22 protein-coding genes are annotated in these 23,217 nt (G+C 69.1%); 13 read left to right on the top strand and 9 right to left on the bottom strand.

Annotation, left to right across the window (positions count from 1 at the left end; all coding sequences use genetic code 11):
- Positions 1-75: 75 nt before the first annotated feature.
- Both CBM981_RS11155 and queG read right to left on the bottom strand, forming a co-directional pair.
- Positions 76-963 (bottom strand): tetratricopeptide repeat protein, encoded by an 888-nt coding sequence (locus CBM981_RS11155; protein WP_087068465.1) that lies wholly within the window; start codon positions 961-963, stop codon positions 76-78.
- 25 nt (positions 964-988) lie between these two features.
- The gene (queG, locus tag CBM981_RS11150; protein ID WP_087068464.1) at positions 989-1,984 is read right to left on the bottom strand and encodes a tRNA epoxyqueuosine(34) reductase QueG; all 996 of its coding nucleotides are present in this window, start codon (positions 1,982-1,984) and stop codon (positions 989-991) included.
- A 44-nt stretch (positions 1,985-2,028) separates the two neighbouring features.
- On the opposite strand from queG, the gene CBM981_RS11145 reads away from it, so the two are divergent.
- The 7 genes from CBM981_RS11145 to CBM981_RS11115 all read left to right on the top strand — a co-directional run bounded on the left by CBM981_RS11145 (position 2,029) and on the right by CBM981_RS11115 (position 9,225).
- Positions 2,029-2,697, top strand: a complete 669-nt coding sequence (locus CBM981_RS11145) for an HpsJ family protein (protein WP_087068463.1) — start codon at positions 2,029-2,031, stop codon at positions 2,695-2,697.
- A 70-nt stretch (positions 2,698-2,767) separates the two neighbouring features.
- The gene (locus CBM981_RS11140) at positions 2,768-3,493 is read left to right on the top strand and encodes a DUF502 domain-containing protein (protein ID WP_087068462.1); all 726 of its coding nucleotides are present in this window, start codon (positions 2,768-2,770) and stop codon (positions 3,491-3,493) included.
- Positions 3,493-4,128 (top strand): transcription antitermination factor NusB, encoded by a 636-nt coding sequence (gene nusB, locus CBM981_RS11135; RefSeq protein WP_087068461.1) that lies wholly within the window; start codon positions 3,493-3,495, stop codon positions 4,126-4,128. Before CBM981_RS11140 ends, nusB begins: the two co-directional genes overlap by 1 nt.
- Positions 4,128-5,681, top strand: a complete 1,554-nt coding sequence (ftsY, locus tag CBM981_RS11130; RefSeq protein WP_087068460.1) for a signal recognition particle-docking protein FtsY — start codon at positions 4,128-4,130, stop codon at positions 5,679-5,681. Before nusB ends, ftsY begins: the two co-directional genes overlap by 1 nt.
- Positions 5,682-5,815: 134 nt before the next feature.
- Positions 5,816-7,147, top strand: a complete 1,332-nt coding sequence (locus CBM981_RS11125) for a PP2C family protein-serine/threonine phosphatase (RefSeq protein ID WP_087068459.1) — start codon at positions 5,816-5,818, stop codon at positions 7,145-7,147.
- A 34-nt stretch (positions 7,148-7,181) separates the two neighbouring features.
- Complete coding sequence (gene argH, locus CBM981_RS11120) at positions 7,182-8,621, top strand: argininosuccinate lyase (RefSeq protein WP_087068458.1); 1,440 nt, start codon at positions 7,182-7,184, stop codon at positions 8,619-8,621.
- Between the two features lie 85 nt (positions 8,622-8,706).
- On the top strand, positions 8,707-9,225 hold the full coding sequence (locus CBM981_RS11115; RefSeq protein WP_087068457.1) for an RNA-binding protein: 519 nt from the start codon (positions 8,707-8,709) through the stop codon (positions 9,223-9,225).
- Between the two features lie 31 nt (positions 9,226-9,256).
- On the opposite strand, the gene dusA is transcribed toward CBM981_RS11115, so the two are convergent.
- Complete coding sequence (gene dusA, locus CBM981_RS11110) at positions 9,257-10,294, bottom strand: tRNA dihydrouridine(20/20a) synthase DusA (RefSeq protein ID WP_087068456.1); 1,038 nt, start codon at positions 10,292-10,294, stop codon at positions 9,257-9,259.
- 94 nt (positions 10,295-10,388) lie between these two features.
- Here dusA and CBM981_RS11105 point away from each other — a divergent pair, with 94 nt between their 5' ends.
- Positions 10,389-11,657 carry an NAD(P)/FAD-dependent oxidoreductase gene (locus tag CBM981_RS11105; RefSeq protein WP_087068455.1) on the top strand — a complete coding sequence of 423 codons (1,269 nt, stop codon included), beginning with the start codon at positions 10,389-10,391 and terminating at the stop codon, positions 11,655-11,657.
- Between the two features lie 47 nt (positions 11,658-11,704).
- On the opposite strand, the gene CBM981_RS11100 is transcribed toward CBM981_RS11105, so the two are convergent.
- Genes CBM981_RS11100 through CBM981_RS11090 form a run of 3 tightly spaced genes read right to left on the bottom strand, consistent with a single transcriptional unit; the run spans position 11,705 to position 15,878 of the window.
- A complete protein-coding gene (locus CBM981_RS11100) occupies positions 11,705-12,961 on the bottom strand; it encodes a type II secretion system F family protein (RefSeq protein ID WP_087068454.1) in 1,257 nt (418 codons plus the stop codon).
- Between the two features lie 17 nt (positions 12,962-12,978).
- Complete coding sequence (locus tag CBM981_RS11095; RefSeq protein WP_087068453.1) at positions 12,979-14,058, bottom strand: type IV pilus twitching motility protein PilT; 1,080 nt, start codon at positions 14,056-14,058, stop codon at positions 12,979-12,981.
- 44 nt (positions 14,059-14,102) lie between these two features.
- Positions 14,103-15,878, bottom strand: a complete 1,776-nt coding sequence (locus CBM981_RS11090; RefSeq protein WP_172820879.1) for a GspE/PulE family protein — start codon at positions 15,876-15,878, stop codon at positions 14,103-14,105.
- Between the two features lie 85 nt (positions 15,879-15,963).
- Here CBM981_RS11090 and grpE point away from each other — a divergent pair, with 85 nt between their 5' ends.
- The 4 genes from grpE to rsgA are packed head-to-tail and all read left to right on the top strand — an operon-like array spanning position 15,964 to position 19,172.
- Positions 15,964-16,701 (top strand): nucleotide exchange factor GrpE, encoded by a 738-nt coding sequence (grpE, locus tag CBM981_RS11085; RefSeq protein ID WP_157665421.1) that lies wholly within the window; start codon positions 15,964-15,966, stop codon positions 16,699-16,701.
- Between the two features lie 3 nt (positions 16,702-16,704).
- Positions 16,705-17,829, top strand: coding sequence for a molecular chaperone DnaJ (gene dnaJ / locus CBM981_RS11080; protein ID WP_087068451.1), 1,125 nt, complete (start codon positions 16,705-16,707; stop codon positions 17,827-17,829).
- A gap of 4 nt (positions 17,830-17,833) precedes the next feature.
- Complete coding sequence (locus CBM981_RS11075; protein ID WP_087068450.1) at positions 17,834-18,088, top strand: sulfurtransferase TusA family protein; 255 nt, start codon at positions 17,834-17,836, stop codon at positions 18,086-18,088.
- Positions 18,078-19,172: a ribosome small subunit-dependent GTPase A gene (gene rsgA, locus CBM981_RS11070; protein WP_087068449.1), complete on the top strand. Its 1,095-nt coding sequence runs from the start codon at positions 18,078-18,080 to the stop codon at positions 19,170-19,172. The genes CBM981_RS11075 and rsgA overlap by 11 nt, the downstream gene beginning before the upstream one ends.
- A gap of 6 nt (positions 19,173-19,178) precedes the next feature.
- On the opposite strand, the gene CBM981_RS11065 is transcribed toward rsgA, so the two are convergent.
- The 3 genes from CBM981_RS11065 to murC form a co-directional block, all read right to left on the bottom strand.
- Positions 19,179-19,520 (bottom strand): YbaB/EbfC family nucleoid-associated protein, encoded by a 342-nt coding sequence (locus CBM981_RS11065; RefSeq protein ID WP_087068448.1) that lies wholly within the window; start codon positions 19,518-19,520, stop codon positions 19,179-19,181.
- Between the two features lie 64 nt (positions 19,521-19,584).
- Positions 19,585-20,484, bottom strand: a complete 900-nt coding sequence (gene murB / locus CBM981_RS11060) for a UDP-N-acetylmuramate dehydrogenase (RefSeq protein ID WP_087068447.1) — start codon at positions 20,482-20,484, stop codon at positions 19,585-19,587.
- 4 nt (positions 20,485-20,488) lie between these two features.
- Positions 20,489-21,925, bottom strand: coding sequence for a UDP-N-acetylmuramate--L-alanine ligase (gene murC, locus CBM981_RS11055; protein ID WP_369801609.1), 1,437 nt, complete (start codon positions 21,923-21,925; stop codon positions 20,489-20,491).
- A 190-nt stretch (positions 21,926-22,115) separates the two neighbouring features.
- Here murC and CBM981_RS11050 point away from each other — a divergent pair, with 190 nt between their 5' ends.
- Positions 22,116-23,138 (top strand): type I glyceraldehyde-3-phosphate dehydrogenase, encoded by a 1,023-nt coding sequence (locus tag CBM981_RS11050; protein WP_087068446.1) that lies wholly within the window; start codon positions 22,116-22,118, stop codon positions 23,136-23,138.
- The last annotated feature ends 79 nt before the right edge of the window (positions 23,139-23,217 follow it).

The following is a 23,217-nucleotide window of genomic DNA, read 5'->3' as shown; positions in this document are numbered from 1 at the left end:
GGGGCGAGAGGTGCGGCTCAGCCTACCGATGGGCTTTTCGAAAGCGCCTTCCGCTGCCGGCCGGCCTGGTCGGGCTTACAGCTCGGTGTCTCCCTCCGGACTGGCGTTGGCCAGGGCGCGGTCCACGTAGGGCTTCAGCTCGGCCAGCTCCAGCAGCTCCTGGGTGGTGGTGCGCAGTTTCGGTCCCCACAGCTGTTCCTTCTGGTAGCTGGCCAGCACGTAGTTGGGTTCGGCATCCAGGGCCCGGCTGGCCCGCTCGAGGGCCTCGGCCCGGGCTTCCCCGCCGCGGTTGAACAGGCTGGCCGCCAGCGCCAGGTTGGGTTCCGCGGCATCGGGTTTGATCTTGAGCACCCGTCGCCAGCGGACGATCGCCTCACTCGTCTTGCCCTGCTCGTAGAGCACCAGGGCCTGGTTGTTGATCGCCTCCCAGAAGTCACGCCGCAGCTCGCTGGCCCGCTCGAAGGCCTTCAGGGCCAGGGAGGGCTGGCTCAGCAGGATGTGGGCGTTACCCAGATCGAAATAGGCGCTGGCGTTGCGGCGGTCGAGCCGGAGGCCCTGCTGCAGCAGGTCGATCGCCTGTTCGGCGCGACCGTCGCGCAGGGCCAGCGACCCCTCCGCGAACCAGATGCCGGCATTGCCCGGATCCAGTTCCTTGGCCTTGGCCAGGGAGCCGGCCGCGGCCTTGAGCTGGCTGCTGCGCAGCTGGGCTTCGGCCAGCAGCATCCAGCCCCGCGGGTCTGCCGGCAGGAGCTGCACCGTCAGGGCCGCCAGCCGGGCGGCATCCTCCGCCTGGCCGAGCCGCAGCAGCCGGGCGGCGGCCTGGGCAATCCCCAAGCCCGCCCCCTGGAGCTCCTCGCTCTGGGGGACGTAGACGTAGGGCACAAGGGCGTTGGCCGGTAACGTCTGGCTGAGGCTCAGTCCCAGGGCGACGAGTGGAAAGGCGCGCAGCCAGCGCGAAGCCATCGAAACGGATCGGTTCCCTTCCACACTAGGGAGTGGGCTTCGATCCGGTTCCGCCCGCGTGACGGTGCAGGGCCCGGAGGTTGCGGCGCCACATCCAGGGCTTGATGCGCCGCAGCGCCGAAGCGCGCAGGCGCAGATCCCAGGTGGCGTCATCCCAGTGGAGGGCTTCGAGCGGCGGCAGATCCAGCATCCAGCTCCTGGGGGCCATGGCCGGATCGGTTGAACTCTCCAGCGGACCCCGGTTCCAGGGACAGACGTCCTGGCAGATGTCGCAGCCCGCCACCCAGCCCTGCAGGTGACGGCTGATCGATGCGGGCAAGGCGGGTTCCCGGCTCTCGATCGTGTGGAAGGCGATGCAGCGGCGGCTGTCCACCACGAAGGGTTCCCGGATCGCCTCGGTGGGGCAGGCGGCCAGGCAGAGGCTGCAGCTGCCGCAGAGGGGTTGCGCCGGTGGATCCGCCGGCAGCGGAACGGTGGTGAGCAGGTGGCCCAGCAGCAGCCACGACCCCCGCTGCCGGTGGATCAGGTTGCCGTGCTTGCCGATCCATCCCAGCCCCGCCTCCTCGGCCCAGGCCTTGTCCATCAGGGGGGCGCTGTCCACGCAGGCCCGCCAGCGGCAGCCCGGCACCTGGCTTTCCAGCCAGCGCCCCAGCTGGCGCAGCCGCCCATCGATCACCCGGTGGTAGTCCCGTCCCCAGCCGTACCGCGCCACTTTCGGGGCACCGTTCCGCCGTTCCACCGCCACGAAGTAGTTGAGGCCCACCGCCAGCAGGCTGCGCACCCCGGGCAGCAGCGCCTCCACCTGCCGCCGGCGCGGGTCGGCCATCCAGGCCATGTCCGCCTGGTAGCTGTGGGCCAGCCAGCGCTCCAGCGCCGCGCTGCGCAGCCGCAGTCGCGCACTGCCCGGCACGGCCGCCACTCCCACCGGATCAAACCCCAGGGCCCGGGCCCTCTGTTTCAGGCTGGCTGCGAGCCCGGGGGCGTCGTCCAGCTCGGCCGTCACGGGGGCGGCTTCGGTCATGACCCGTACACTTGCCCCTCACCCCAGTTTGCCGCGCACAGCCTGTGAGTTCAGCCACCTCCGGCCGTCTGGCCTTTCTCTCCCGCTGGATCGGCCTCACCCTGGTGGTGCTGATGGCCCTGCAGGTCATGGCCCTGGTGGCCGCCTGGAACTGGTCGCTGGAGCCATTCCGCCAGGTGTTCGTGGATCGGCTGGTGGCGGATGCGCCGCTGGCGCTCGTGGGTCTGCTGCTGATGCTGATCGCCAGCCGCCTGGAGGCCCCGGCGGGCCGGACCCCGCTGCGCTGGGTCACCGGCGCTCTCGCTGCCGTGCTGGCCATCACCATGGTCGTGGCGGTGCCCCTCTCCATCGACGCCGAGGCTGCCCTCGCTGCCCAGATGCAGCAGTCCGAGGCCTCCATCGCCCAGCAGACCTCCCAGTTGCAGATGCAGAACCAGCAGCTGCAGGATCCCGCCTTCGTGGACCAGCTGATCGCCGAAGCCGAGAAGGAGGGGCGGATTCCCGCCGGTGCCACGGCGGAGCTCAAGCGGCAGAAGGCGCAGGAATTCATTGATGCCCAGCTCAAGCCCCAGCTCGCCCAGGCGCAGCAACAGCTCGATCAGGCGCGCCTGGGTCGGGATCTCTCCATCCAGCAGCGCCGGTTCGGCGGCACTGGCCGCGCGGCCGTGCTCGCCATCGCCTTTGCCCTGCTGGCCCTGGCCGCCCTTGTCTGACAGACGCCGCTGGGACGCGGCTGGCTAAGTTGCCTGCTGGTAGCTGTCGGCCGGATCGCCGGGTTTCGCCTTGGTTCAATCCAGTCCCAGACCAGATCTGCCCCTGGGCAACCGCCTCCAGCAGGATCTCAAGAACGACCTGATCGCCGGGCTGCTGGTGGTGATCCCGCTGGCCACCACCATCTGGCTCGCCACCACGGTGAGCCGGTTCGTGCTGGCCTTCCTCACCTCCATCCCCAAGCAGTTCAATCCGTTCAACACCCTCAACCCGGTGTTGCAGGAGCTGATCAACCTGGGCGTGGGGCTGCTGGTGCCCCTGCTCGCCATCCTGTTGATCGGCCTGATGGCCCGCAACATCGTCGGCCGCTGGCTGCTGGAGTTCGGCGAGGGCACCCTGCTGCGCATCCCGCTGGCGGGGTCGGTGTACAAGACCCTCAAGCAGCTGCTGGAGACCTTCCTCCAGGGCAACTCCTCCCGCTTCCGCCGGGTGGTGCTGGTGGAATACCCCCGCGAGGGCCTCTTCGCCCTGGGTTTCGTCACCGGTGTGCTGGGCACCGCCCTGCAGGCCGGCTTCTCCGAGCCCATGCTCAGCGTCTTCATCCCCACCGCGCCCAATCCCACCACCGGCTGGTACGCCGTGGTGCCCGAGCGCTCGGTTCGCGACCTCAACCTCTCGGTGGAGGACGCCTTCCGCACGATCATTTCCGCCGGCATCGTCAACCCCGACGAGCGCGAGACCCCCAACCGCAGCTTTTCCAGCCTGCTGGCCCAGCTGCGCGCCCCCCAGATGTCCTGATGCAGAGCCGCACCCTTTCCCGCGAACTGGCCCTGCTGATGCTGGGCCAGATCAGTGACCGAGGCGACGCTGCTGTCTCCAGGGGCGAACTGGCCCTAGACCAGCTCCTGAACCGGGCCCTGGCCAGCCTCAGCCAGCACGTGCGTGAAGCCCTCGACCGCTCGGCCGAGGACCTGCAGACAGCGCAGCAGCATCTGCTGGACAGCGAACTGCAGGAGCAGGGAGCGTCGCAGCTGCCGCGGGTGCGCCAGCACCTGCAGGAGGGTCTGGCCTCGGCCGAACAGGCCCTCAACCGACTCTCGGCCGGTCTCGAGCTGCCTCGTCTGCTGCTCCTCGCCGATCAGGAGGAGGTGCGCCGTGGTGCCCTGGAGCGGGCGGCCTCGGTGTTGCGCCAGCGGGAGGAGATCGATCGCCGCCTCGATGCGGTGATGGAGGGCTGGCGGCTCACCCGTCTGCCCCGCATCGACCGGGACATCCTGCGGCTGGCTGCCGTTGATCTCGCCGATTTCGATACCCCAGCGCCCGTGGCCTGCAATGAGGCCGTCGATCTGGCCAACCGCTACAGCGACGAGCGGGGCCGCCGCATGATCAATGGCGTCCTGCGGCGCTACACCGACGCGGTGATGTCCTCCTGATGGTGTTCGACTGGTTCAGGCGCAAGCTCGCCGCTCCGGATGCCCCGGAGCCCGACCGTTCCCCGCAGCCCGACGCTCCCCCGGAGCGTGAGGCTGTCTCCGAGCCCGACGCTGCCCCGGAGCGCGACGTTGTCTCGGAGCGCGATTCTGCCCCGGAGTGCGTCAGTGTCTCGGAGCCCGACAGTGCCCCGGAGCCGGACCCGCCTGCCGCAGTTCCTGCCGCCGCGGAGCAGGATCAGGACGCCCTCGCCTGGGCCCGCGAGGCCTACGCGCGGCTGAAGGCCCAGCAGGAGGCCGCCAGGGCTGCGGCACCACCGGACCAGCCGATCGAGCCGGAGCCGCCCGCCGCCGCGCCGCCCGCCCCTGAATCCGAGGCCGCACCCCAGCCTGCCCCCAGCTCTGTGGCAGGCCCCTCTCTGCTGGAGCAGGCCGCTGCCCAGCGGGCCGAGCGCCAGCAGGCGATCACGGCCGCGGCCACCCCAGCAACGCCGGCCCCCGCCGCGCCCCTGGAAGCCCCGGCGCAGGCGTCCGAACCCCAGCTGGGCGCCTTCGATGACACCTTCACCTGGTCGGCCGAGGTGCTCGCCGCCCAGGGGAGACGGGTGGAGGAGGTGTCGCTGGAGGAGATCGACTGGCTGGGCCGCCTGCGCCAGGGCCTCGAGAAGACCCGCCAGGGCTTCGTCACCCAGCTGCTCGAGACACTCGGCGACGATCCGCTCAGCCCGGAACAGCTCGACGACCTCGAAACCACCCTGCTGCGGGCCGATGTGGGCGTCACCGCCACCGACCAGGTGCTCGAGGCCCTGCGCGATCGCCTCAACCGCGAGGTGGTGGACCCCGCCGAGGGGATCCGCTTCCTCAAGGAACAGCTGCGGGCCATCCTGGACCAGCCGATCCAGGCCAGTGCCACGCCCCTGCTGGCCCCCGAGCGCGATCGCCTCAACGTGTGGCTGCTGGTGGGGGTGAATGGGGTGGGCAAGACCACCACCCTCGGCAAGCTGGCCAACCTGGCGGTGCGCAGCGGCTACAGCTGCCTGATCGCCGCCGCCGACACCTTCCGGGCGGCGGCGGTGCAGCAGGTGCAGGTGTGGGGTGAGCGCAGCGGCGTGCCCGTGATCGCCAATCCCTCGGCCAACGCCGATCCGGCCGCGGTGGTGTACGACGCGCTGGGGGCGGCCAAGGCCCAGGGCACCGAGCTGGTGCTGGTGGACACGGCCGGCCGCCTCCAGACCAAGCACAACCTGATGGAGGAGCTGGCCAAGGTGCGCCGCATCGTCGACAAGCTGGCTCCCGACGCCGCCGTGGAGTCGCTGCTGGTGCTCGATTCCAGCCAGGGTCAGAACGGCCTGCGCCAGGCCATGGCCTTCGCCGCCGCCGCCGGCCTCACGGGTGTGGTGCTCACCAAGCTCGATGGCAGTGCCCGCGGTGGCGTGGCCCTGGCGGTGGCCTCCGAGGCCGGCCTGCCGATCCGCTTCATCGGTGCCGGGGAGGGCATCCGCGACCTGCGCCCCTTCAACAGCTTCGAATTCGTGGAGGCCCTGCTGGCCGGCTGATCGCGGCTACCCTGCGTGTCCCCTGCGGCTGCGCGTTGAGCCAGACGCCGCCTGCCCCTTCTCCTTCCGCTTCGGCATCGCCCGCTTCGGCATCGCCCGCTTCGGCATCGCCGGTCCAGGCCGCCTCGGCCTCGGTGCGGCAGCTGCTGGACAGCCTCAACCGGGAGCAGCGCCGCAACCAGGAGCTGCTGGCTTCCCTGGGCTTCGCCCTGCGCAGCGTCACCAACCTCGGCCGCCTGCTGGAGCTGGTGCCGCTGGTGGCTTCACGCCTGGTGGAGGCCGATGGCGCGGTGCTGCTGGTGTTCCGCGAGGACGGCCGCCTCTGGCGGGAGCAGCTCCAGGCCACCCCCTACGACCGCTGCCGCGAGCTGCTGCATCAGCTGGCGGCCCAGCCCGACCCTGAGGCCGCGGCCATCGGCAACGACCCCGCGGCGCCCGCCCTGCTGGATCAGCGGGTGGGGCGTCTCCTCGACGGTGCCCAGGTGTTCGCCACCTCGGTGGTGTGCCGCAGCCATCAGCGCGGACGCCTCTACGTGTTCAGCCAGCGGCCCGGCTTCTGCTGGAGTGAGGTGCACCGCCGCCATGTGCAGCTGGTGGCGGATCTGGTGGGCATGGCCCTGGAGAACGACACCCTGCTCCAGGACATGCGGCGGCATGAGCGGGTGGATCGCCAGCTGAGCATCGGTGCCGAGGTGCAGGGGCAGCTGCTGCCGGATCGCTGCCCGGTGATCGAGGGGATCGAGCTGGCGGCCCGCTGCCGGCCGGCCTTCCAGGTGGGGGGCGACTACTACGACTTCATTCCCACCCGCCCCGTGGGCGCGGGCCGGCCCCGGGAGAAGGAGCGCTGGGCGCTGGTGATGGGCGACGTGATGGGCAAGGGCGTGCCTGCCGGTCTGCTGATGTCGCTGCTGCGCGGCATGCTGCGGGCCGAGGTGCTGAGCGGCCATCCTCCGGACCGGATCCTGCACGACCTCAACCAGCTGGCCCAGGAGGACCTGGCCCATTCCCACCGTTTCGTCACCCTCTTCTATTCCGACTACGACCCCCGCACGCGCCTGCTGCGCTATGGCAACGCGGCCCACAACCCTCCGCTGCTGTGGCGCCGCCACGGCGATCGCATCCAGCGGCTCGATGCTCCCGGCCTGCTGATCGGTCTGCAGAGCGAAGCGGAGTATGGGGTGGATGCCACCGTGCTCGATCCCGGCGATGTGGTGCTCTATTACACCGACGGCCTCACCGAGGCCACGGGCCTCAACGGGGAGCGCTACGAGGAAACCCGTCTCGTGGAGAGTTTCCGCGGCGCCTGCAGGGAGGGTCTGGGGGCCCAGCAGATCCTCGAGCGGTTGTTCGAGCGCCTCGATCGCTTCGTGGGGGCCCAGCGCCACCTCGACGATGACGCCTCGATCGTGGTGCTGAAGGTGCGCGACGAGCTGGTGCTGCCCACCCTGCCGCCGTTTGGGAGCTGAGTGGCAAGCTGACAGCCTGCCCGTTCCCGCCGCGATGGCCGCCGCTTCCTCCCCATCCCAGCCCAGCGGCGCCACCAGTGGTGTCACCGGGGGAGAGGCCGCCGGCTGGAGCAACCGCTTCGAGCAGGGCCTGCATCCGGCCATCGAGCGGTTCAACGCCTCGATCGGGTTCGACATCGCGCTCCTGCAGGAAGATCTGGATGGCTCGATCGCCCACGCCCGCATGCTGGGCCGCTGCGGGGTGATCCCCGGCGTGGAGGCCGACCGGTTGATCGAAGGTCTGGAGGCCATCCGGGCCGAGGCGGCCGCCGGCCGTTTCCAGCCCGGCATCGAGGCGGAGGATGTCCACTTCGCGGTGGAACGGCGCCTGATCGAGCTGCTCGGGCCCCTGGGCAAGAAGCTCCACACCGGCCGCTCCCGCAACGACCAGGTGGGCACCGACCTGCGGCTGTGGCTGCGGCGGCGCATCGATGCCATCGATGCGGCCCTGGTGCGCTACGAGCGGGCCCTGCTGGCCCAGGCCGAGCGCCATGCCGACACCCTGATCCCCGGTTACACCCACCTGCAGCGGGCCCAGCCGGTGTGCCTGGCCCACCATCTGCTTGCCTACATCGCCATGGCGGAGCGCGACCGGGAGCGCCTGCGCGACGTGCGCCGCCGGGTGAACATCTGCCCCCTCGGCGCGGCGGCCCTGGCCGGGACCCCGGTGCCGATCGACCGCCGTCAGACCGCGGCGGAACTCGGCTTCGAGGCGGTCTACGGCAACAGTCTCGATGCGGTGAGCGACCGGGACTTCACGGTGGAGTTCATGGCGGCGGCCTCGCTGGTGCTGGCGCACCTCAGTCGCCTCAGTGAGGAGGTGATTCTCTGGGCCAGTGAGGAGTTCGGCTTCATCGGCCTCACCGACCGCTGCGCCACCGGCAGCAGCCTGATGCCGCAGAAGAAGAATCCCGATGTGCCCGAACTGGTGCGGGGCAAGAGCGGCCGGGTGTTCGGCCATCTCGTGGGCCTGCTCACCATGATCAAGGGCCTGCCCCTGGCCTACAACAAGGACTTCCAGGAAGACAAGGAGGCCCTGTTCGACGGCGTGGCCACCGTGCTCGCCTGCCTGGAGGCGATGGCGGTCCTGCTGGAGGAGGGTCTGGAGTTCCGCCCGCAGCGCCTGGAGGCCGCCGTGGCGGCGGATTTCTCCAACGCCACCGATGTGGCCGACTATCTCGTGGCCCGCGGGGTGCCCTTCCGTGAGGCCTACCAGCTGGTGGGGGGGCTGGTGAAGCGCTGCCTGCAGGAGGGTGTGCTGCTGCGCGATCTGCCCCTGGAGCGCTGGCAGGCCCTGCACCCCGCCTTTGCCGAGGACATCTACGCGGCGATCGATCCACGCCAGGTGGTGGCGGCCCGCCGCAGTGAGGGGGGCACGGCCTTCGAGCAGGTGGCGGTTCAGCTCGAGGCGGCCCGCCGCCTGCTGCAGCCCTGAGGCGGGCCGGGACGCCCTCAGGGGCGGTTGAGCCAGTCGGCCCTAGGCTGGGTTCGTTCGAGGCCCGAGCGCCTACCCCTGGTTCGTGAGCATCTTTGTCGGCAATCTGCCCTTCCGCGCGGAGCAGGAGGATGTGGCGGAGCTGTTTGCACCCTTCGGTGAGGTGGTGAACTGTGCGCTGCCCCTGGAGCGCGACACGGGCCGCAAGCGGGGCTTCGCCTTCGTGGAGATGGCTGATCCCGAGGCGGAATCCCGGGCCATCGAGGCGCTGCAGGGCAGCGAGCTGATGGGTCGCCCCCTGCGGATCAACAAGGCCGAGCCCCGCGGTGCTGCACCACGGCGTGGCGGCTACGGCGGTGGCGGCGGTGGTGCCGGTGGCTATGGCGGCGGCACCACCCCCGGTGGAGCCGGGGGTGGGGGGTACAGCCGGGCCGGGGCTGGTTCCGCCGGGCAGGACCGCGGCTCCGGCGCCCGCGGCTGGGAAGACCGCAGCTACGGCGGTGGCCATGGCGGTGGGTCCGAAGGCTTCGAGGCTGGCCGCACCCGCAGGCGGCGCAGCAGTGGTTACGCCGCCGACGACACCGGGGGCGGCGCCGAGGGCTGATCCGTTTGCCCAGCCGATCCGCCCGCCCAGCTCAGTGGCCCGCGGCCTCCAGAGGTTGGGACGCCCGCTCCAGGACCTCAGGACCCGCTCCCGGCTGGCTGGCCGCCTCCGTGAGCGCCTGGCGCCAGCGCCGGGCGCCGGGCACCCCCTCCACCACGTGCACCAGATGGCGGGCGATCGCCCAGAGCCGGCCCCCGCGGCTGCACCAGCGCTCGGCGTGGGGCACCAGGCCCCGCACCACCTCCGAGGCCCTGGCCTCCCCCCGGGTGGCATCGCCGTGGATGCTGCGATCCACGCCCGCCCAGCGCAGCGGGTGGGCGTAGGCGGCGCGGCCCACCATGGTGCCGTCCACATGGTCGAGCTGCTGCCGGCAGGCTTCCGGGGTCTCCAGACCGCCGTTGAGCTCCACGATCAGCTGGGGCCTGTCCCGCTTGAGCCGGTGCACCCAGTCGTAGCGCAGGGGCGGAATCGTGCGGTTCTGCTTGGGGTCGAGGCCCTCGAGCCAGGCCTTGCGGGCATGCACGCTGAAGCGGCAGGCGCCTGCGGCAGCCACGGTGTCCATGAACGTCAGCAGCTGGGGGTAGGAGTCGTGATGGTCGATCCCGATCCGGTGTTTCACGGTCACCGGCAGGGGGGAGGCGTCGGCCATCGCGGCAACGCAGGCGGCCACCCGCTCAGGGTCTGCCATCAGACAGGCTCCGAAACGCCCCCGTTGCACCTTGTCGCTGGGGCAGCCCACGTTGAGGTTGATCTCGTCGTAGCCCCAGGCCGCCGCCAGGCTGCTGGCCTCCGCCAGCAGGGCGGGGTCGTCACCACCCACCTGCAGGGCGATGGGGTTCTCGATCCTGTCGAAGCCCAGCAGCCGCTCCAGCCGCCCCCCCGGTGCCTCGGCGCCGGGGGCCTGGCGGGCGTGGTGCAGCGCTCGGGCCACCACCATCTCCGTGTACAGGAGGCTGTGCCGGGTGATCTGCCGCATCAGCACCCGGAAATGCCGATCGGTGTAGTCCATCATCGGCGCCACGCTGAAGCGGTAACTGGGCCTCTCGAGCTGCTGCATTGCCCCATCCATGGCCTCCAGCTTGGCAAGTCCCGGGTCCGGGCCGGTAGGGCGTCAGACTTCCCTGCAGCCGCGCCGGTCCCCATCCCCGCACCCGTTGCTTTCCATGCTTCCTGATCGGGCGGCAGTGGCGGTGGTCGGCGGGGGCCCGGCCGGCTTCATGGCCGCGATCACCGCGGCCGAGGCCGGCGTGCGCGACATCCATGTGCTGGAGGCCACGCAGGAGCCCCTCCAGAAGGTGCGGATCAGCGGGGGTGGTCGCTGCAACGTGACCCATGCCTGCTGGGATCCCCACGAGCTGGTGGGTCACTATCCCCGGGGGCAGAGGGCCCTGCGGGGCCCCTTCTCGCGGTTCGCCTGCGGGGACGCGGTGGCCTGGTTCGACGCCCGTGGCCTCGAGCTGGTGGAGGAGCCGGATGGACGCCTCTTTCCCCGCTCTAACCGCTCCAGTTCCGTGGTGGCCACCCTGCGCTCGGCCGCGGCCGCGGCGGGGGTGACGGTGCACACCGGCATGAGCGTTCAGGCGCTGCTGGCCGAGCGGGGGGGATTCGGGCTGCAGGTGCGCTGCAGCGGGGAGCAGATCACGGCGAGGCACCTGTGGGCCCGCCAGGTGGTGCTGGCCACGGGAGGGCACCCCAGTGGTCGGCGCTTCGCCACCAGCCTGGGCCACACGCCGGTGCCACCGGTGCCTTCCCTGTTCACCCTGGCTCTGGCGGACGACCCCCTGGTGGCTCTGGCCGGCGTGACGATGGACCCGGTCCAGCTCACCCTGGAACTTCCTGATGGCCACCGTGAGCACCAGCGCGGTCCCCTGCTGATCACCCACTGGGGGGTGAGCGGTCCGGCCACGCTGCGGCTCACGGCCTTCGCAGCGCGCTCACTCCATGCGGCGCGTTACCGGGCCGAGCTGGTGGTGGACTGGACCGGCGGCCGCTCCGAGCCGGACCTGGCGGCGCTCTTCCAGGAGGCCCGCCGCGATCAGGCGCGTCGACAGCTGGCCAACGCCCGCCCCTGGCCGGCCCTCGGTCGTCGCCTCTGGCTGCATCTGCTGGAGAGCCGGGGCGTGGATCCGGCCCTGCGCTGGGCCGACCTTCCCAAGCGCCACCAGCAGGGGTTGATCGAGGCGCTGCGCCGTTCCCGTTACCGGGTGCGGGGGCGTGGTCCCTTCGGGGAGGAATTCGTCACCGCCGGGGGTGTTGCTCTGGGGGAGGTGAACACAGCAACGATGCAGAGCCGCCTGCGGCCGGGGCTCTACATCGTCGGCGAGCTGCTGGATGTGGACGGTGTGACCGGGGGGTTCAACTTCCAGCACTGCTGGAGTTCCGGCTGGCTGGCGGGCCAGGCGGTGGCGCAGGCCATCCAGGGGACTGGATAGGGGGCTGGAGGATTGTCAGGGGGCCTGATTCGCAGGGAGCTTGAGGATTACTTGATCTGGTCAAAGATCGAGAACATCGGCAGGTACATGGCGATCAGGATGGCGCCAACGATGCCGCCCACCAGGATGATCATCATGGGCTCCAGCAGCGACGTGAGCGCCTTGACAGCTGTCTCGACTTCATCCTCATAGAAATCGGCCACCTTGGAAAGCATGGCATCCATTTCTCCGGTTTCCTCTCCGATGGAGAGCATGCTGACGGCCATCTCGGGCAGCACCCGTTTCCGTCCCAGGGCAATGCTCAGTGGAATCCCCTGAATCAGATCGTCCCTGCTGCTTTGGATCGCATCGGAGATGATCGCATTGGAGGTGATATCCCTCACGACATCAAGCGCTTGAAGGATGGGTACCCCAGCCCTGGTCAGGGAGCTGAAGGTGCGACTGAACTGTGCCGTGGCGGTCTTCTGGATCAGCTCCCCGAACAGAGGCAGTTTCAGGGCCAGGGCATCGATGCGGCGTCTGCCGACGGGGGTCTGGTAGAACTTGATGGCCACGATGGCCAGGACCACCAGAGCGGCCGCCAGAACCAGGGAGAAGGGTGATCGCAGCAAGGCGCTGAGATCCACCATCATCTGGGTGAACCAGGGAAGATCTGCCCCCAGGTCTTCGAAGATCTTGGCGAAGGTGGGGATGATGAAAATCGTCATGCCCAGAAACACCAGGATGGCAATCGTGAATACGGCCAGGGGGTAGGCCATGGCCCCCCTGATCTGGTTCTGCAGCCTGGCATTGGCTTCCAGCAGCTTCGCCAGCCGTCGCAGCGTTTCGTCCAGCACACCCCCCGCTTCACCGGCTTCCACCATGGCGATCGTGAGCCGGTCGAAGACCTTGGGCCAGCGCCGCATCGCATCCCCGAAGCTCACGCCCTGGTTCAGCTCCAGGCTCACCGATTCAAGGGCCCGTTTGAACAGCGGCTTCTTCTGCTGGCTGGCCATCAGATCGATGCTGCGCACGATCGGCACCCCCGCATTCACCAGGGCGGCCAGCTTGCTTGCAAACACGGCCTTGGCCTTGACCCCCGGCCTGGCCTCAAATCGGCTGAACAAGCTGGAGGCCCTCAGCTTCTCCCGCAGCTGGGTCTGGGCTTTGCGGCTGCTGGCCGAACCGATGCTCTGGACCTTGATCTCCGTGACCCGGATGCCCCGCAGGCGCAAGGTGCGCTTGGCCTGCAAGAGATCGGGAGCATCCACGTTGACGGAGCTTTCCTTGCCGTTGTTGAGGTAGCTGGCGGTGAAGGTGGGCATGGCGGTTGGTGGAGTCCTCAGTTGAGCTGGTTCAGCAGGCGCTTGAGCTCTTCGGGTTTGCCTGTCTTGGTGAGAGCTTCATCCATGAGAATCTGGTTGCTCATGACCAGGTCAGCAAGGGATTTCTCCAGGGTCTGCATCGACATCTGGCCGCCCATCTGCATCTGGGAGTAAAGCTGGGCCGTCTTACCTTCCCGGATCAGGTTGGCGATGGCAGGGGTGTTGATCATGATCTCCTGCGCCATCACGCGACCGTACTCTCCGGGAACGGGATTGTGACGTTTGCAGAGCGTCTGGGCGAACACAGCCACGAGGCTCGTGCTCAGTTGTACCCGGATCTGGGTCTGCTGACCAGCCGGAAATACATCCACCATCCGGTCCACCGTCTGGGCGGCGGAGCTGGTGTGCAGGGTGGCGAACACGAGGTGGCCTGTTTCCGCTGCTGTGATGGCCAGCTGGATGGTTTCAAGATCCCGGAGCTCACCCACCAGAATCACATCAGGATCTTCCCGCAGGGCGGCGCGCAAGGCATTGGCAAAGCTGCGTGTGTCGTCATTGAGTTGACGCTGATGGATCACGCTCTTATCGGAGCGGTAGGTGAATTCAATCGGGTCTTCAATGGTGAGAATATGCTCGGAACGGGTGTGATTGATATGATCGAGCACAGCCGCAAGTGTGGTGGTTTTCCCTGACCCAGTAGGGCCGGTTACCAAAACCAAACCCTTGGGAGAGCGGCTGATTTCCTCCACAATCGGTGGAAGGTGAAGGGCGTCCAGGGTTGGAATATCATTGCCAAGGGCCCGTAGACAGGCTGCATAGGTGCCACGCTGGCGGTAGACATTGACCCTGAACCGCGCAACTCCCTTGAGCCCGTAGGAACAGTCCAGCTCCCAGTTCTGCTCCAGCTGCTTGCGTTGAGCATTGTTCAGCAGCGAGAAGATCAGCCTGTTGCAGGCTTCCTCTTCCAGTCTGTCGTCGAGGATGGGCCGCAGCTGGTCATTGAAGCGGCCATAGGGGGGAAGACCAGCGCTGAGATGAAGATCACTGCCGCCGTCGGCAACCAGCTGGTTCATCAGATCTTCAATAATGACGGCCATGGTGTGGGAGGGGGCTGGTGCTGGGGTGAACTGAATTCTCGGCCTCAGCGCTCGGTGAGGCAATAGGGGCACTGCAGCCAGTCGTCATGCAGCCCTGCTCCGCAGCCGGTGCAGGTGAGCGAGTTCAGCGCCTTGGAACGGCGCTCACTTTCCAGGCCTGAGTCCGTGAGAAGCATGCGCTCCACTTCCGTCAGGGTCGTGAGCCCCTCCCTGACCAGTTGAAGGCCGTAGCCGAGCAGGGTTTTCATGCCGCTCTCCAGGGCCAGGCGGCGGATCACATCGGTGGTCTGGCGCTTCGCGATCGCCGCTGCCATGGTGTCATTCATCCGCAGCACTTCGTACACGCCAACCCGTCCCTTGTAGCCGCTGCCATTGCAGGCTGAACAGTAGTCTCCATGGCCGGGCTTGCTGCTTCTGGCGCGGAAGAAGGTCACATCGGTTTCCATGCTGCTGAGCAATCCGAAGCGGCTCAACTCTTCCGGGCTGGGGCGATAACTGATCCGGCAATGAAGGCAGACCCGCCGCAGCAGCCGCTGGGACACGATTCCGAGCAGGGAGGCACTCACCATGAACGGCTCCACACCCATCTCATCGAGACGGGCGATCGCACTGGCCGCGTCGTTGCAGTGCAGGGTGGTCATCACCAGGTGGCCGGTGAGGGCTGCTTCGATGGCCGTCTTGGCGGTCTCGAGGTCGCGGGTCTCACCCACCAGGAGCACATCAGGATCCTGCCGCATGAAAGCGCGCAGGGCCGTGGAGAAGTCCAGACCCTTCTCCCGGTTCACCTGGGTCTGGGTGATTCCCGCGATGGTGTATTCAATCGGGTCCTCCACCGTGGAGATGTTGATGTGCTGGTCGTTGCGTTCCGACAGCAGGGCGTACAAGGTGGTGGACTTACCCGAGCCGGTCGGTCCGGTCACCAGGATCATGCCGTAGGGACGCGCCCCCAGTTCCCGCAGGCTCTGCCGGGCCCCTGGGTCTGTGATCAAAGAGTCGAGGCCAAGCTGGGTGTCGCCGCTGTCGAGCAGGCGCAGCACGACTTTCTCGCCATTGCGGGTCGGGAGCGTGCTGACGCGGAAATCCATCTTCCGCCCCCGGAACATCCGTCGGATGCGCCCGTCCTGGGGCATCCTGCGTTCAGCGATGTCAAGATCGGCCATGATCTTGACCCGCGATGTGACCGCCGGTACCAGGCTTTTCGGCAGGACTTCGAAGTGTTGCTGCAGCACACCGTCGATCCTGAAGCGGATCGTCATGCTGCTGTCCTGCGGTTCGATGTGGATGTCGCTCGCACCGGTGGTGAGGGCCTCGATCAGAATCCTGTCCACCAGGCTCACGATCGGTGAGGCGTTGGCGCTTGAACTCGCCTCGGCTTCGCTGACCTCCAGATCCTCAAGGTCGCTGATCTCCTGCAGTTCCCCGTCGGCCGTCGGGATGTCGAGGTCCCTGGTGAGGGAGCGGGCCTGGCCCTGCCGCGTGGGGCCCGCACCGATCCGCTCCTGGGCTGCCGCGATGTCAGCCGCCAGGGCCAGCACCAGCTTCGGGCTCGTCCCCCTCGATTCGAGTGTGCGGGCCACGGCCTGGCGGGATTCGGCCCCGAAGTGGATCGGCACCGCCACCACCAGCTCGTCCCCATGGTTGGCCACCGGACAGGCGCCGAGCTCGCGCCACTCGTCGGCTTTGAGCACCGGGTCGTCGACCCGCTGCCGGAGCAGCTGGTCCTCGCTCAGCACGGGCTTCCCCAGCAGCAACTCCGCCTCGAGACGCTGCTGCTCGCGGCTGAGCGCTTCAGGGACGGGTCTGGAGGGGGTCTGGGGCATGGTCCCGAGGTGCGGGCTTCCGCCGTTGTGAGGGGCCGCGGTAGACCCCCAACATGTTTAGATCCAAAGTTGCTGGTTGTCACTCATGAGCGGTGAACCTGTGGTAGGTCCAGAGGCCAACCCCGGACAGGACCCCGGACAGGATCTTCAGCCTGAGGTGCAACCCGCCGCCGCCGAGGCTGCGGGTATGGGCCAGGAGACGCCGGCGGGCAGACCAGAAGCCGGCAGCTCCCCGTCACTTGATCCCCAGCAGCAGGGAAGCGAAGCCAGGGTCGCCGAGCTGGAGGAGGAACTCGCCGCCCTGCGGGCCCAGCACGAGGCGCTCAACGGCCAGTACATGCGCCTGGCCGCGGATTTCGACAACTTCCGCAAGCGCCAGAGCCGCGACAGCGAAGACCAGCGGTTGCAGATCACCTGTTCCACCCTGGGCGAGATCCTGCCGGTGCTGGACAACTTCGACCGCGCCCGCCAGCAGCTGAACCCCCAGCACGAGGAGGCCCAGACCCTGCACCGCAGCTACCAGGGCCTGTATCGGCAGCTGGTGGAGGTGTTCAAGCAGCTCGGCGTCTCGCCGATGCGGGTGGAGGGAGAGCCCTTCGACCCCATGCTCCACGAGGCCGTGCTGCGCGAGCCGAGCGAGCAGCACCCCGAGGACATCGTGATCGAGGAGCTGCAGCGGGGCTACCACCTCAACGGGCGGGTGCTTCGCCACGCCCTGGTGAAGGTGTCGATGGGGCCCGGCCCGGCCGAGGCGTCGTCGCAGGCTGCCGTTCCCTCGGCTCCCGGTGCCGAGGACCAGCCCGCCCCACCCCCCGGGGCCTGAACCATGGCGGATTACTACGACCTCCTCGGCGTCAGCCGTGATGCCGATGCCGACAGCCTCAAGCGGGCCTACCGCCGGCTCGCCCGCCAGTACCACCCCGACATCAACAAGGAAGCCGGTGCCGAGGACCGCTTCAAGGAGATCGGTCGGGCCTACGAGGTGCTGAGCGATCCCCAGACCCGTGCCCGCTATGACCAGTTCGGCGAGGCCGGCCTCGGGGGTGGGGGCATGCCGGACATGGCCGACATGGGCGGCTTCGCCGACCTGTTCGAGACCTTCTTCAGCGGCTTCGGTGGAGCGGCTGGCGCCGGCGGTCCGCGGCGGCGTGGCCCCCGCCAGGGCGACGACCTGCGGCTCGATCTCACCATCAGCTTCCAGGAGGCCGTGTTCGGCATCGAGAAGGAGGTGCAGATCCGCCATCTCGAAACCTGCAGCACCTGCAAGGGCTCGGGGGCCCGGGAGGGGGCCGGCCCCACCACCTGCGGCACCTGCTCCGGCGTGGGCCAGGTGCGCCGCGCCACCCGCACGCCCTTCGGCAGTTTCACCCAGGTGGCCCCCTGCCCCACCTGCGAGGGCACGGGCCAGGTGATCGCCGACCCCTGCAGCGCCTGCGGCGGCCAGGGGCTGCAGCAGGTGCGCAAGAAGCTGCGCATCAACATCCCTGCCGGAGTCGATTCCGGCACACGCCTGCGGGTGGCCCAGGAGGGCAATGCCGGCCAGCGGGGCGGGCCCTCGGGGGACCTCTACGTGTTTCTCAGCGTGCAGCCCCATCCCCAGCTGCGCCGGGACGGCATCCATGTGCAGTCGGAGGTGGTGCTGAACTACCTCCAGGCGATTCTGGGCGACACCATCGAGGTGGAGACGGTGGATGGCCCCGAGCAGCTCGAGATCCCGCCCGGTACCCAGCCTGGCGCGGTGCTCACCCTCCAGGGCAAGGGTGTGCCCAGGCTGGGCAACCCCGTGGCCCGGGGCAACCATCAGTTCAGCGTGAAGGTCCAGCTGCCCACCCGGCTCAACGGCGAGGAGAGGGAACTGCTGGAGCAGCTGGCCGGCCATCACACCAGCAAGGGCCACAAGCACCCCCACAAGAGCGGTCTGTTCGGCGGCCTGTTCGGACACCGCGACTAGTCCCGTGCCCTCTCCCGCCGAGCCCAGCGTCTGCCTCGATCTGCGCGGCACCCCCTGCCCGCTCAACTACATCCGGGTCAAGCTGGCCCTCGAAACCCTCGGGCCCGACGCCTGGTTGCAGGTGGATCTCGATCGGGGCGAACCCGAGGACATGGTGGTCTCGGGCCTCGGCCAGGCGGGCTACTCGGTGGTCAGCGCACCCCATCCCGAAGCCGCTGCCGCTGCAGTGCGCCTGCTGGTGCGCCGCGATGACGGCTGAGCAGGGGGCGGACTCCACCAGCGCCAAGGGCCTGGTGGTGGCCATGCAGGCCAACTACGCGATGGTGGGACTCGATCAGCCCGGGCCTGGGGACCGGACCCGCCTGCTGTGCACGCGCCGCACCCGGCTCGCCAAGAGCGGGCTGGCCATCTGCGTGGGGGACCGGGTCAGGGTCGACGGCATCGACTGGCCGGCCGGCCGGGGAGCCGTGGCCGCGGTCGAGCCCAGCCGTTACCGACTGGAGCGCCCTGCCGTGGCCAACGTCTCCCGCATCGTGGTGGTGGCGTCCCTGGCGGAGCCGGCCCTCGATGCGCTGCAGCTCACCCGCTTTCTGATCACGGCGGAGTCCTGCGGCCCTCCCGTGCTGCTGGTGCTCTCCAAGGCCGACCTGGTGGCGCCGGACGAGCTGGAAGCCTGGCGTCGCCGCGTCTTCGGCTGGGGCTATGCAGCTGTGGCCCTGGCCGCCTCCCGCGGGGAGGGGCTGGAGCCGCTGCGGCGCCGGCTGCAGCAACCGGGAATCGCCGTGCTCTGCGGGCCTTCCGGGGTGGGCAAGAGCAGCCTGCTCAACGCCCTGGTGCCCGACCTGGCCTTGCGGGTGGCCGCCGTGTCCGGCCGCCTGCAACGGGGGCGCCACACCACCCGCCACGTGGAGCTGTTCAGCATCGCTCCGCAGGCCCTGGTGGCGGATACACCGGGCTTCAACCGGCCCCAGCTGCCCCGGAAACCGGAGCTGCTCGGCCCCCTGTTCCCCGAGGTGCGGCAGCAGTTGGCCCGTCAGGGGCCCTGCCGGTTCAGCGATTGCCTGCACCTGGGCGAGCCCGGCTGTGCCGTCGGTACCGGCTGGGAGCGCTGGTCCCTCTACCGCCAGTGCCTGCAGGCCATCGAGCAGGAGGAGCAGCGGACCCACCGTGGCTCTGCCGGGGAGCCGGACGCGGGCCTGCGGCGTCGCGGCGGTGGCCTGGAACCCCGGCTGTCCCCCCGTCTGCGTCAGCCCTCCAGACGTTCCGAGCGGCAGCAGGCGGATCGGGAGACGGACATCGGCGGATCCGAGGGCGGCGAGGGGGAGACCACCGCAGCCACCTGAGGTGCTTCAGCCACCCAGGCCGGGCAGGTTGAGGTTCAGGCCGCCGGTGAGCTCCTCCATCCGGCCCTTCATGGTGCCGGTGGAGTTGGCGTAGGCCGCCTGGAGGGCCTCCAGCACCGCCGCCTCGCAGGCTTCGGCACCCTCGCCCACCAGCTCCGGTGCCAGCCGCACCCGCAGGGGCTGCTGGTTGCCCGACAGCCACACACTGGCGCGACCATCGGCACTGCTCCCCTCCAGCTCCATCGCGTCGAGCTCCTCCTGGAGCTTCTGGGCGTTCTGCTGCAGTTCCTGAGCCTTCTTGAAGGCCTCGGTGAGCTGACCGAAATTGGGGAGTCCGAAGCCGGCCATGCCGTCACAAAAGCAGGCTCCAGGCTAAGGCGCCCCTCGCGCCGCTCTCCACCCTGGTGCCGGCCTAGAACCCCAGCCGCTTCACCTCCGGATGCAGGGCGATGCCGTGATGGCTCAGCACCCGGTGCTGCACCTCCCGGATCAGGGCATCGATGTCGGCGGCGCAGGCCTCCCCCGTGTTCACGATGAAGTTGGCGTGGATGGTCGAGACCTCCGCCGCTCCGATGCGCAGGCCCTTGAGGCCCAGCTCCTCGATCAGCCGGCCGGCCTTCTGTGGTTCAGGGTTGCGGAACACGCTGCCGCAGCTGGGTTGCTGGTAGGGCTGGGTGCTGGTGCGGCTGTGGAGATTGGTGCTGGTGCGCTGGCTCACGCTGGCGGGGTCGTGGCCGGGCTCGAGCCGGAAGCGGGCCGCCAGCACGATCAACGGTTCCTGCTGCAGCCGGCTGTGGCGGTAGGCGAAGTCGAGCTCCGCCGCCGCCAGATCGAACGGCTGCTCCGGCCGTGCCGGGTCGAGCACCCGCACCGAATGCAGCCAATCCGCCGTGCACCCCCCCTGGGCGCCAGCGTTCATCACGGCGGCACCACCGACGGTGCCGGGAATGCCCACGGCCCACTCCAGGCCGCTCAGCCCCGCGCGGGCCGCCTTGCGGGCGAGGGTGGGAATCGGTTCCCCCGCCGCCGCTTCCACCCAGCCACTCCCCGCATCCAGGCTGCTGCCCTGCAGGCGGCGGTTGCAGAGGGTGAGGCCATCGAGGCCGGTGTCGGCGATCAGGAGGTTCGAGCCCGCGCCGATGCAGCGCAGGGCCAGACCCTCCTGCCAGGCCCAGGCCGCCATGGCCACCAGCTCCTCATCGGCGGCCGGCTCGCCGAACCACTCGGCCGGGCCGCCCACCTTCCAGGTGGTGAAGGGCTGCAGACGGATGGCCTGGCGCAGACCCGGGGGATGGCTGCAGCGGACGCTCATCGACCTAGGCGGCCAGTTCGAGGCTGGGATCCGGCAGCTGGCCCAGCCTCTCCCAGAGGCTGTTCACATCGCCGGCTCCCATGGCCAGCACCAGGTCGTCCACCCGGCTGCAGCGGGCCACCTGGGCGGCGAGTTCATCGAGGTCGTCCGCCACCATCACCGGCAAGGCCGGTTTGAGGGCCTGAATCGCCTCCGCCAGGGCATGGCTGCTCACCCCCTCGATCGGCGCCTCACCGGCGGCGTAGAGCGGGGCGATCAGCACCGCATCGGCGTTGCACAACGCCTCGGCGAAGCCCGGGAGGAACTGGGCCGTGCGGCTGTAGCGGTGCGGCTGGAACACGGCCACCAGACGGCGCGGGGCCTGGGGCAGGGGACTGCGTCCACTGCGCACCATCAGCTGGGCCATGCCGAGGGTGGCGGCCACCTCACTGGGATGGTGGGCGTAGTCGTCGACCACGAGACGGCCGTTCCACTGGCCGCGGAAATCGAAGCGACGGCCGGGCGGCCTGAGGCTGGCCACGGCGCGTTGCAGCTCCGCGAAGGCCACCCCCTCCAGGCGGCAGGCGGCCAGGGCAGCCACGGCATTGCTGAGGTTGTGGCGGCCCGGCAGGGGGAGGGAGAACCTCCCCACCGGCTGCCCCTGCTCGTAGAACTCGGCCGTGGTGCCGTCACCCCGCTCCTCGAGGGCGACAGCGGCGAAGTCGACACCCTCGGCGGTGGTGGTGGACCACCAGTGCTGGGCCTCGAAGTGCTCCCGCAGGATCGCGCAGTCGTGGTTGGCCAGCAGCCGGTCGGAGCGCCCGGCGAAGCGGCGCAGTGTTCCGATCAGAGCGTCGAGATCGGGGTAGTGGTCGGTGTGGTCCAGCTCCACATTGGTGAGGATCCCGAGGCCGGGCCTGAACTTCACCAGGGAGCCGTCCGACTCGTCGGCCTCCGCCACCAGCAGCCGCCCCTTGCCGTTGCGGCCGTTGCTGCCGAAGGCCGGCACGATGCCCCCGATCACGGCGGTGGGGTCGTGTCCCGTGGCCGCCAGCAGGGTGGCGATCAGGCTGCTGGTGGTGGTCTTGCCGTGGCTGCCGGCCACGGCGATCGAGGCCTGGCCCTGGATCAGTGCGGCGAGCACGTCCGAGCGGTGGCAGATCCGCAGCCCCACGCGGCGCGCCTCCCTGAGTTCGGGGTTGGTCTCCGGCACCGCGGAGCTGATCACCACCAGGGGAGCCATCGAGGTGCCGCTCCGGATGGCTGCCACCGTGCTGCCGCTCTGCTCGCGGAACACGCGCACCCCGCGCCGCCGCAGGTTGCAGAGCACCGCGTTGTCGCGGGGGTCGGAGCCGCTCACCGCATAGCCCCGCTCGGCCAGGATCCCTGCCAGGGCAGACATGCCGATGCCTCCGACCCCGATGAAGTGCAGCGGCTGGTGGCGATCGAGCTGGGGGATCAAGGTCGTCTCCGAACCGGGAAGCTGCACCTGGCGAAATTAGGCCGCCCGGGTCCGCAGCACCATTACGAGATGCTGCGTCTGCGGGCATGGTCGATGCCGCTCCCCGTTGCCGCAAGGGGGCCGTGCAGGTGATTTCTGTATGATCGGCAGCCAAATCTCCCTTAACTAGCGGGTTTTCCGCTCTTCTGCCATGACATTGAAGGTTGCGATCAATGGATTCGGCCGGATCGGTCGCAACTTCATGCGCTGCTGGCTGAGCCGTGGGGCCAACACCGGCATCGAGGTGGTGGGCCTCAACGACACCTCCGATCCCCGCACCAATTCCCACCTGCTCCAGTACGACTCGATGCTGGGCCACATCCGGGATGCGGAGGTGAGCTGCACCGACGACGCCATCATCGTCAACGGCCGGACGATCAAGTGCTTCTCGGACCGCAACCCCCTCAACCTGCCCTGGAAGGAATGGGGTGTGGACCTGGTGATCGAATCCACCGGGGTGTTCATCGATCAGGCCGGTGCCGGCAAGCACATCGAAGCCGGTGCGAAGAAGGTGCTGATCACGGCCCCCGGCAAGGGTGAGGGCGTGGGCACCTTCGTGGTGGGGGTGAACGATCACGAGTACCGCCACGAAGACTGGGACATCGTGTCCAACGCCAGCTGCACCACCAACTGCATGGCACCGATCGTGAAGACCCTCGATCAGGCCTTCGGCATCGTCAAGGGCACGATGACCACCACCCACAGCTACACGGGAGACCAGCGCATCCTCGATGCCTCCCACCGCGATCTGCGCCGTGCCCGCGCCGCCGCGATCAACATCGTGCCCACCAGCACCGGCGCTGCCAAGGCCGTGGCCCTGGTCTATCCGCCGATGAAGGGCAAGCTCAACGGCATCGCCCTGCGGGTGCCCACCCCCAACGTGTCGGTGGTGGACCTGGTGCTGGAAGTCAGCCGCCCCACCTCCCGTGAGGAAGTGAACGCCACGCTGAAGGCCGCCTCCGAGAACGGCATGAAGGGCATCATCAAGTACTGCGACCTGCCGCTGGTGTCCAGCGACCATGCGGGCACCGACGAATCCACCATCGTCGACTCCGATCTCACCCTGGTGATGGGCGACAACATGGTGAAGGTGATCTGCTGGTACGACAACGAGTGGGGCTACAGCCAGCGGGTGGTGGACCTCGCCGAAGTGGTGGCCCGCAACTGGAAGTGATCCTCTGGTAGTGATCCTCCCGCCGGTTGCCGGAGCGATCCGGTTCTGACCGCCCGGCCAGCCTCCTCCGGGGGGCTGG

Origin of the sequence: Cyanobium sp. NIES-981 (assembly GCF_900088535.1) — a bacterium.
Taxonomy (GTDB): Bacteria; Cyanobacteriota; Cyanobacteriia; order PCC-6307; family Cyanobiaceae; genus NIES-981.
Note: the sequence above shows the minus strand (reverse complement) of the source record. Positions and strands in the feature narration are given on the sequence as shown.

Excerpts from the sequence above, each read along its gene's own strand:
- CBM981_RS11155 (WP_087068465.1), bottom strand. The coding sequence starts at position 963 with ATGGCTTCGCGCTGGCTGCGCGCCTTTCCACTCGTCGCCCTGGGACTG.
- argH (WP_087068458.1), top strand. The coding sequence starts at position 7,182 with ATGGCCGCCGCTTCCTCCCCATCCCAGCCCAGCGGCGCCACCAGTGGT.
- CBM981_RS11090 (WP_172820879.1), bottom strand. The coding sequence starts at position 15,878 with ATGCCCCAGACCCCCTCCAGACCCGTCCCTGAAGCGCTCAGCCGCGAG.
- dusA (WP_087068456.1), bottom strand. The coding sequence starts at position 10,294 with ATGGATGGGGCAATGCAGCAGCTCGAGAGGCCCAGTTACCGCTTCAGC.
- CBM981_RS11050 (WP_087068446.1), top strand. The coding sequence starts at position 22,116 with ATGACATTGAAGGTTGCGATCAATGGATTCGGCCGGATCGGTCGCAAC.
- CBM981_RS11105 (WP_087068455.1), top strand. The coding sequence starts at position 10,389 with ATGCTTCCTGATCGGGCGGCAGTGGCGGTGGTCGGCGGGGGCCCGGCC.
- murB (WP_087068447.1), bottom strand. The coding sequence starts at position 20,484 with ATGAGCGTCCGCTGCAGCCATCCCCCGGGTCTGCGCCAGGCCATCCGT.
- ftsY (WP_087068460.1), top strand. The coding sequence starts at position 4,128 with ATGGTGTTCGACTGGTTCAGGCGCAAGCTCGCCGCTCCGGATGCCCCG.
- grpE (WP_157665421.1), top strand. The coding sequence starts at position 15,964 with ATGAGCGGTGAACCTGTGGTAGGTCCAGAGGCCAACCCCGGACAGGAC.
- nusB (WP_087068461.1), top strand. The coding sequence starts at position 3,493 with ATGCAGAGCCGCACCCTTTCCCGCGAACTGGCCCTGCTGATGCTGGGC.
- rsgA (WP_087068449.1), top strand. The coding sequence starts at position 18,078 with ATGACGGCTGAGCAGGGGGCGGACTCCACCAGCGCCAAGGGCCTGGTG.
- dnaJ (WP_087068451.1), top strand. The coding sequence starts at position 16,705 with ATGGCGGATTACTACGACCTCCTCGGCGTCAGCCGTGATGCCGATGCC.
- CBM981_RS11065 (WP_087068448.1), bottom strand. The coding sequence starts at position 19,520 with ATGGCCGGCTTCGGACTCCCCAATTTCGGTCAGCTCACCGAGGCCTTC.
- CBM981_RS11095 (WP_087068453.1), bottom strand. The coding sequence starts at position 14,058 with ATGGCCGTCATTATTGAAGATCTGATGAACCAGCTGGTTGCCGACGGC.
- queG (WP_087068464.1), bottom strand. The coding sequence starts at position 1,984 with ATGACCGAAGCCGCCCCCGTGACGGCCGAGCTGGACGACGCCCCCGGG.
- CBM981_RS11100 (WP_087068454.1), bottom strand. The coding sequence starts at position 12,961 with ATGCCCACCTTCACCGCCAGCTACCTCAACAACGGCAAGGAAAGCTCC.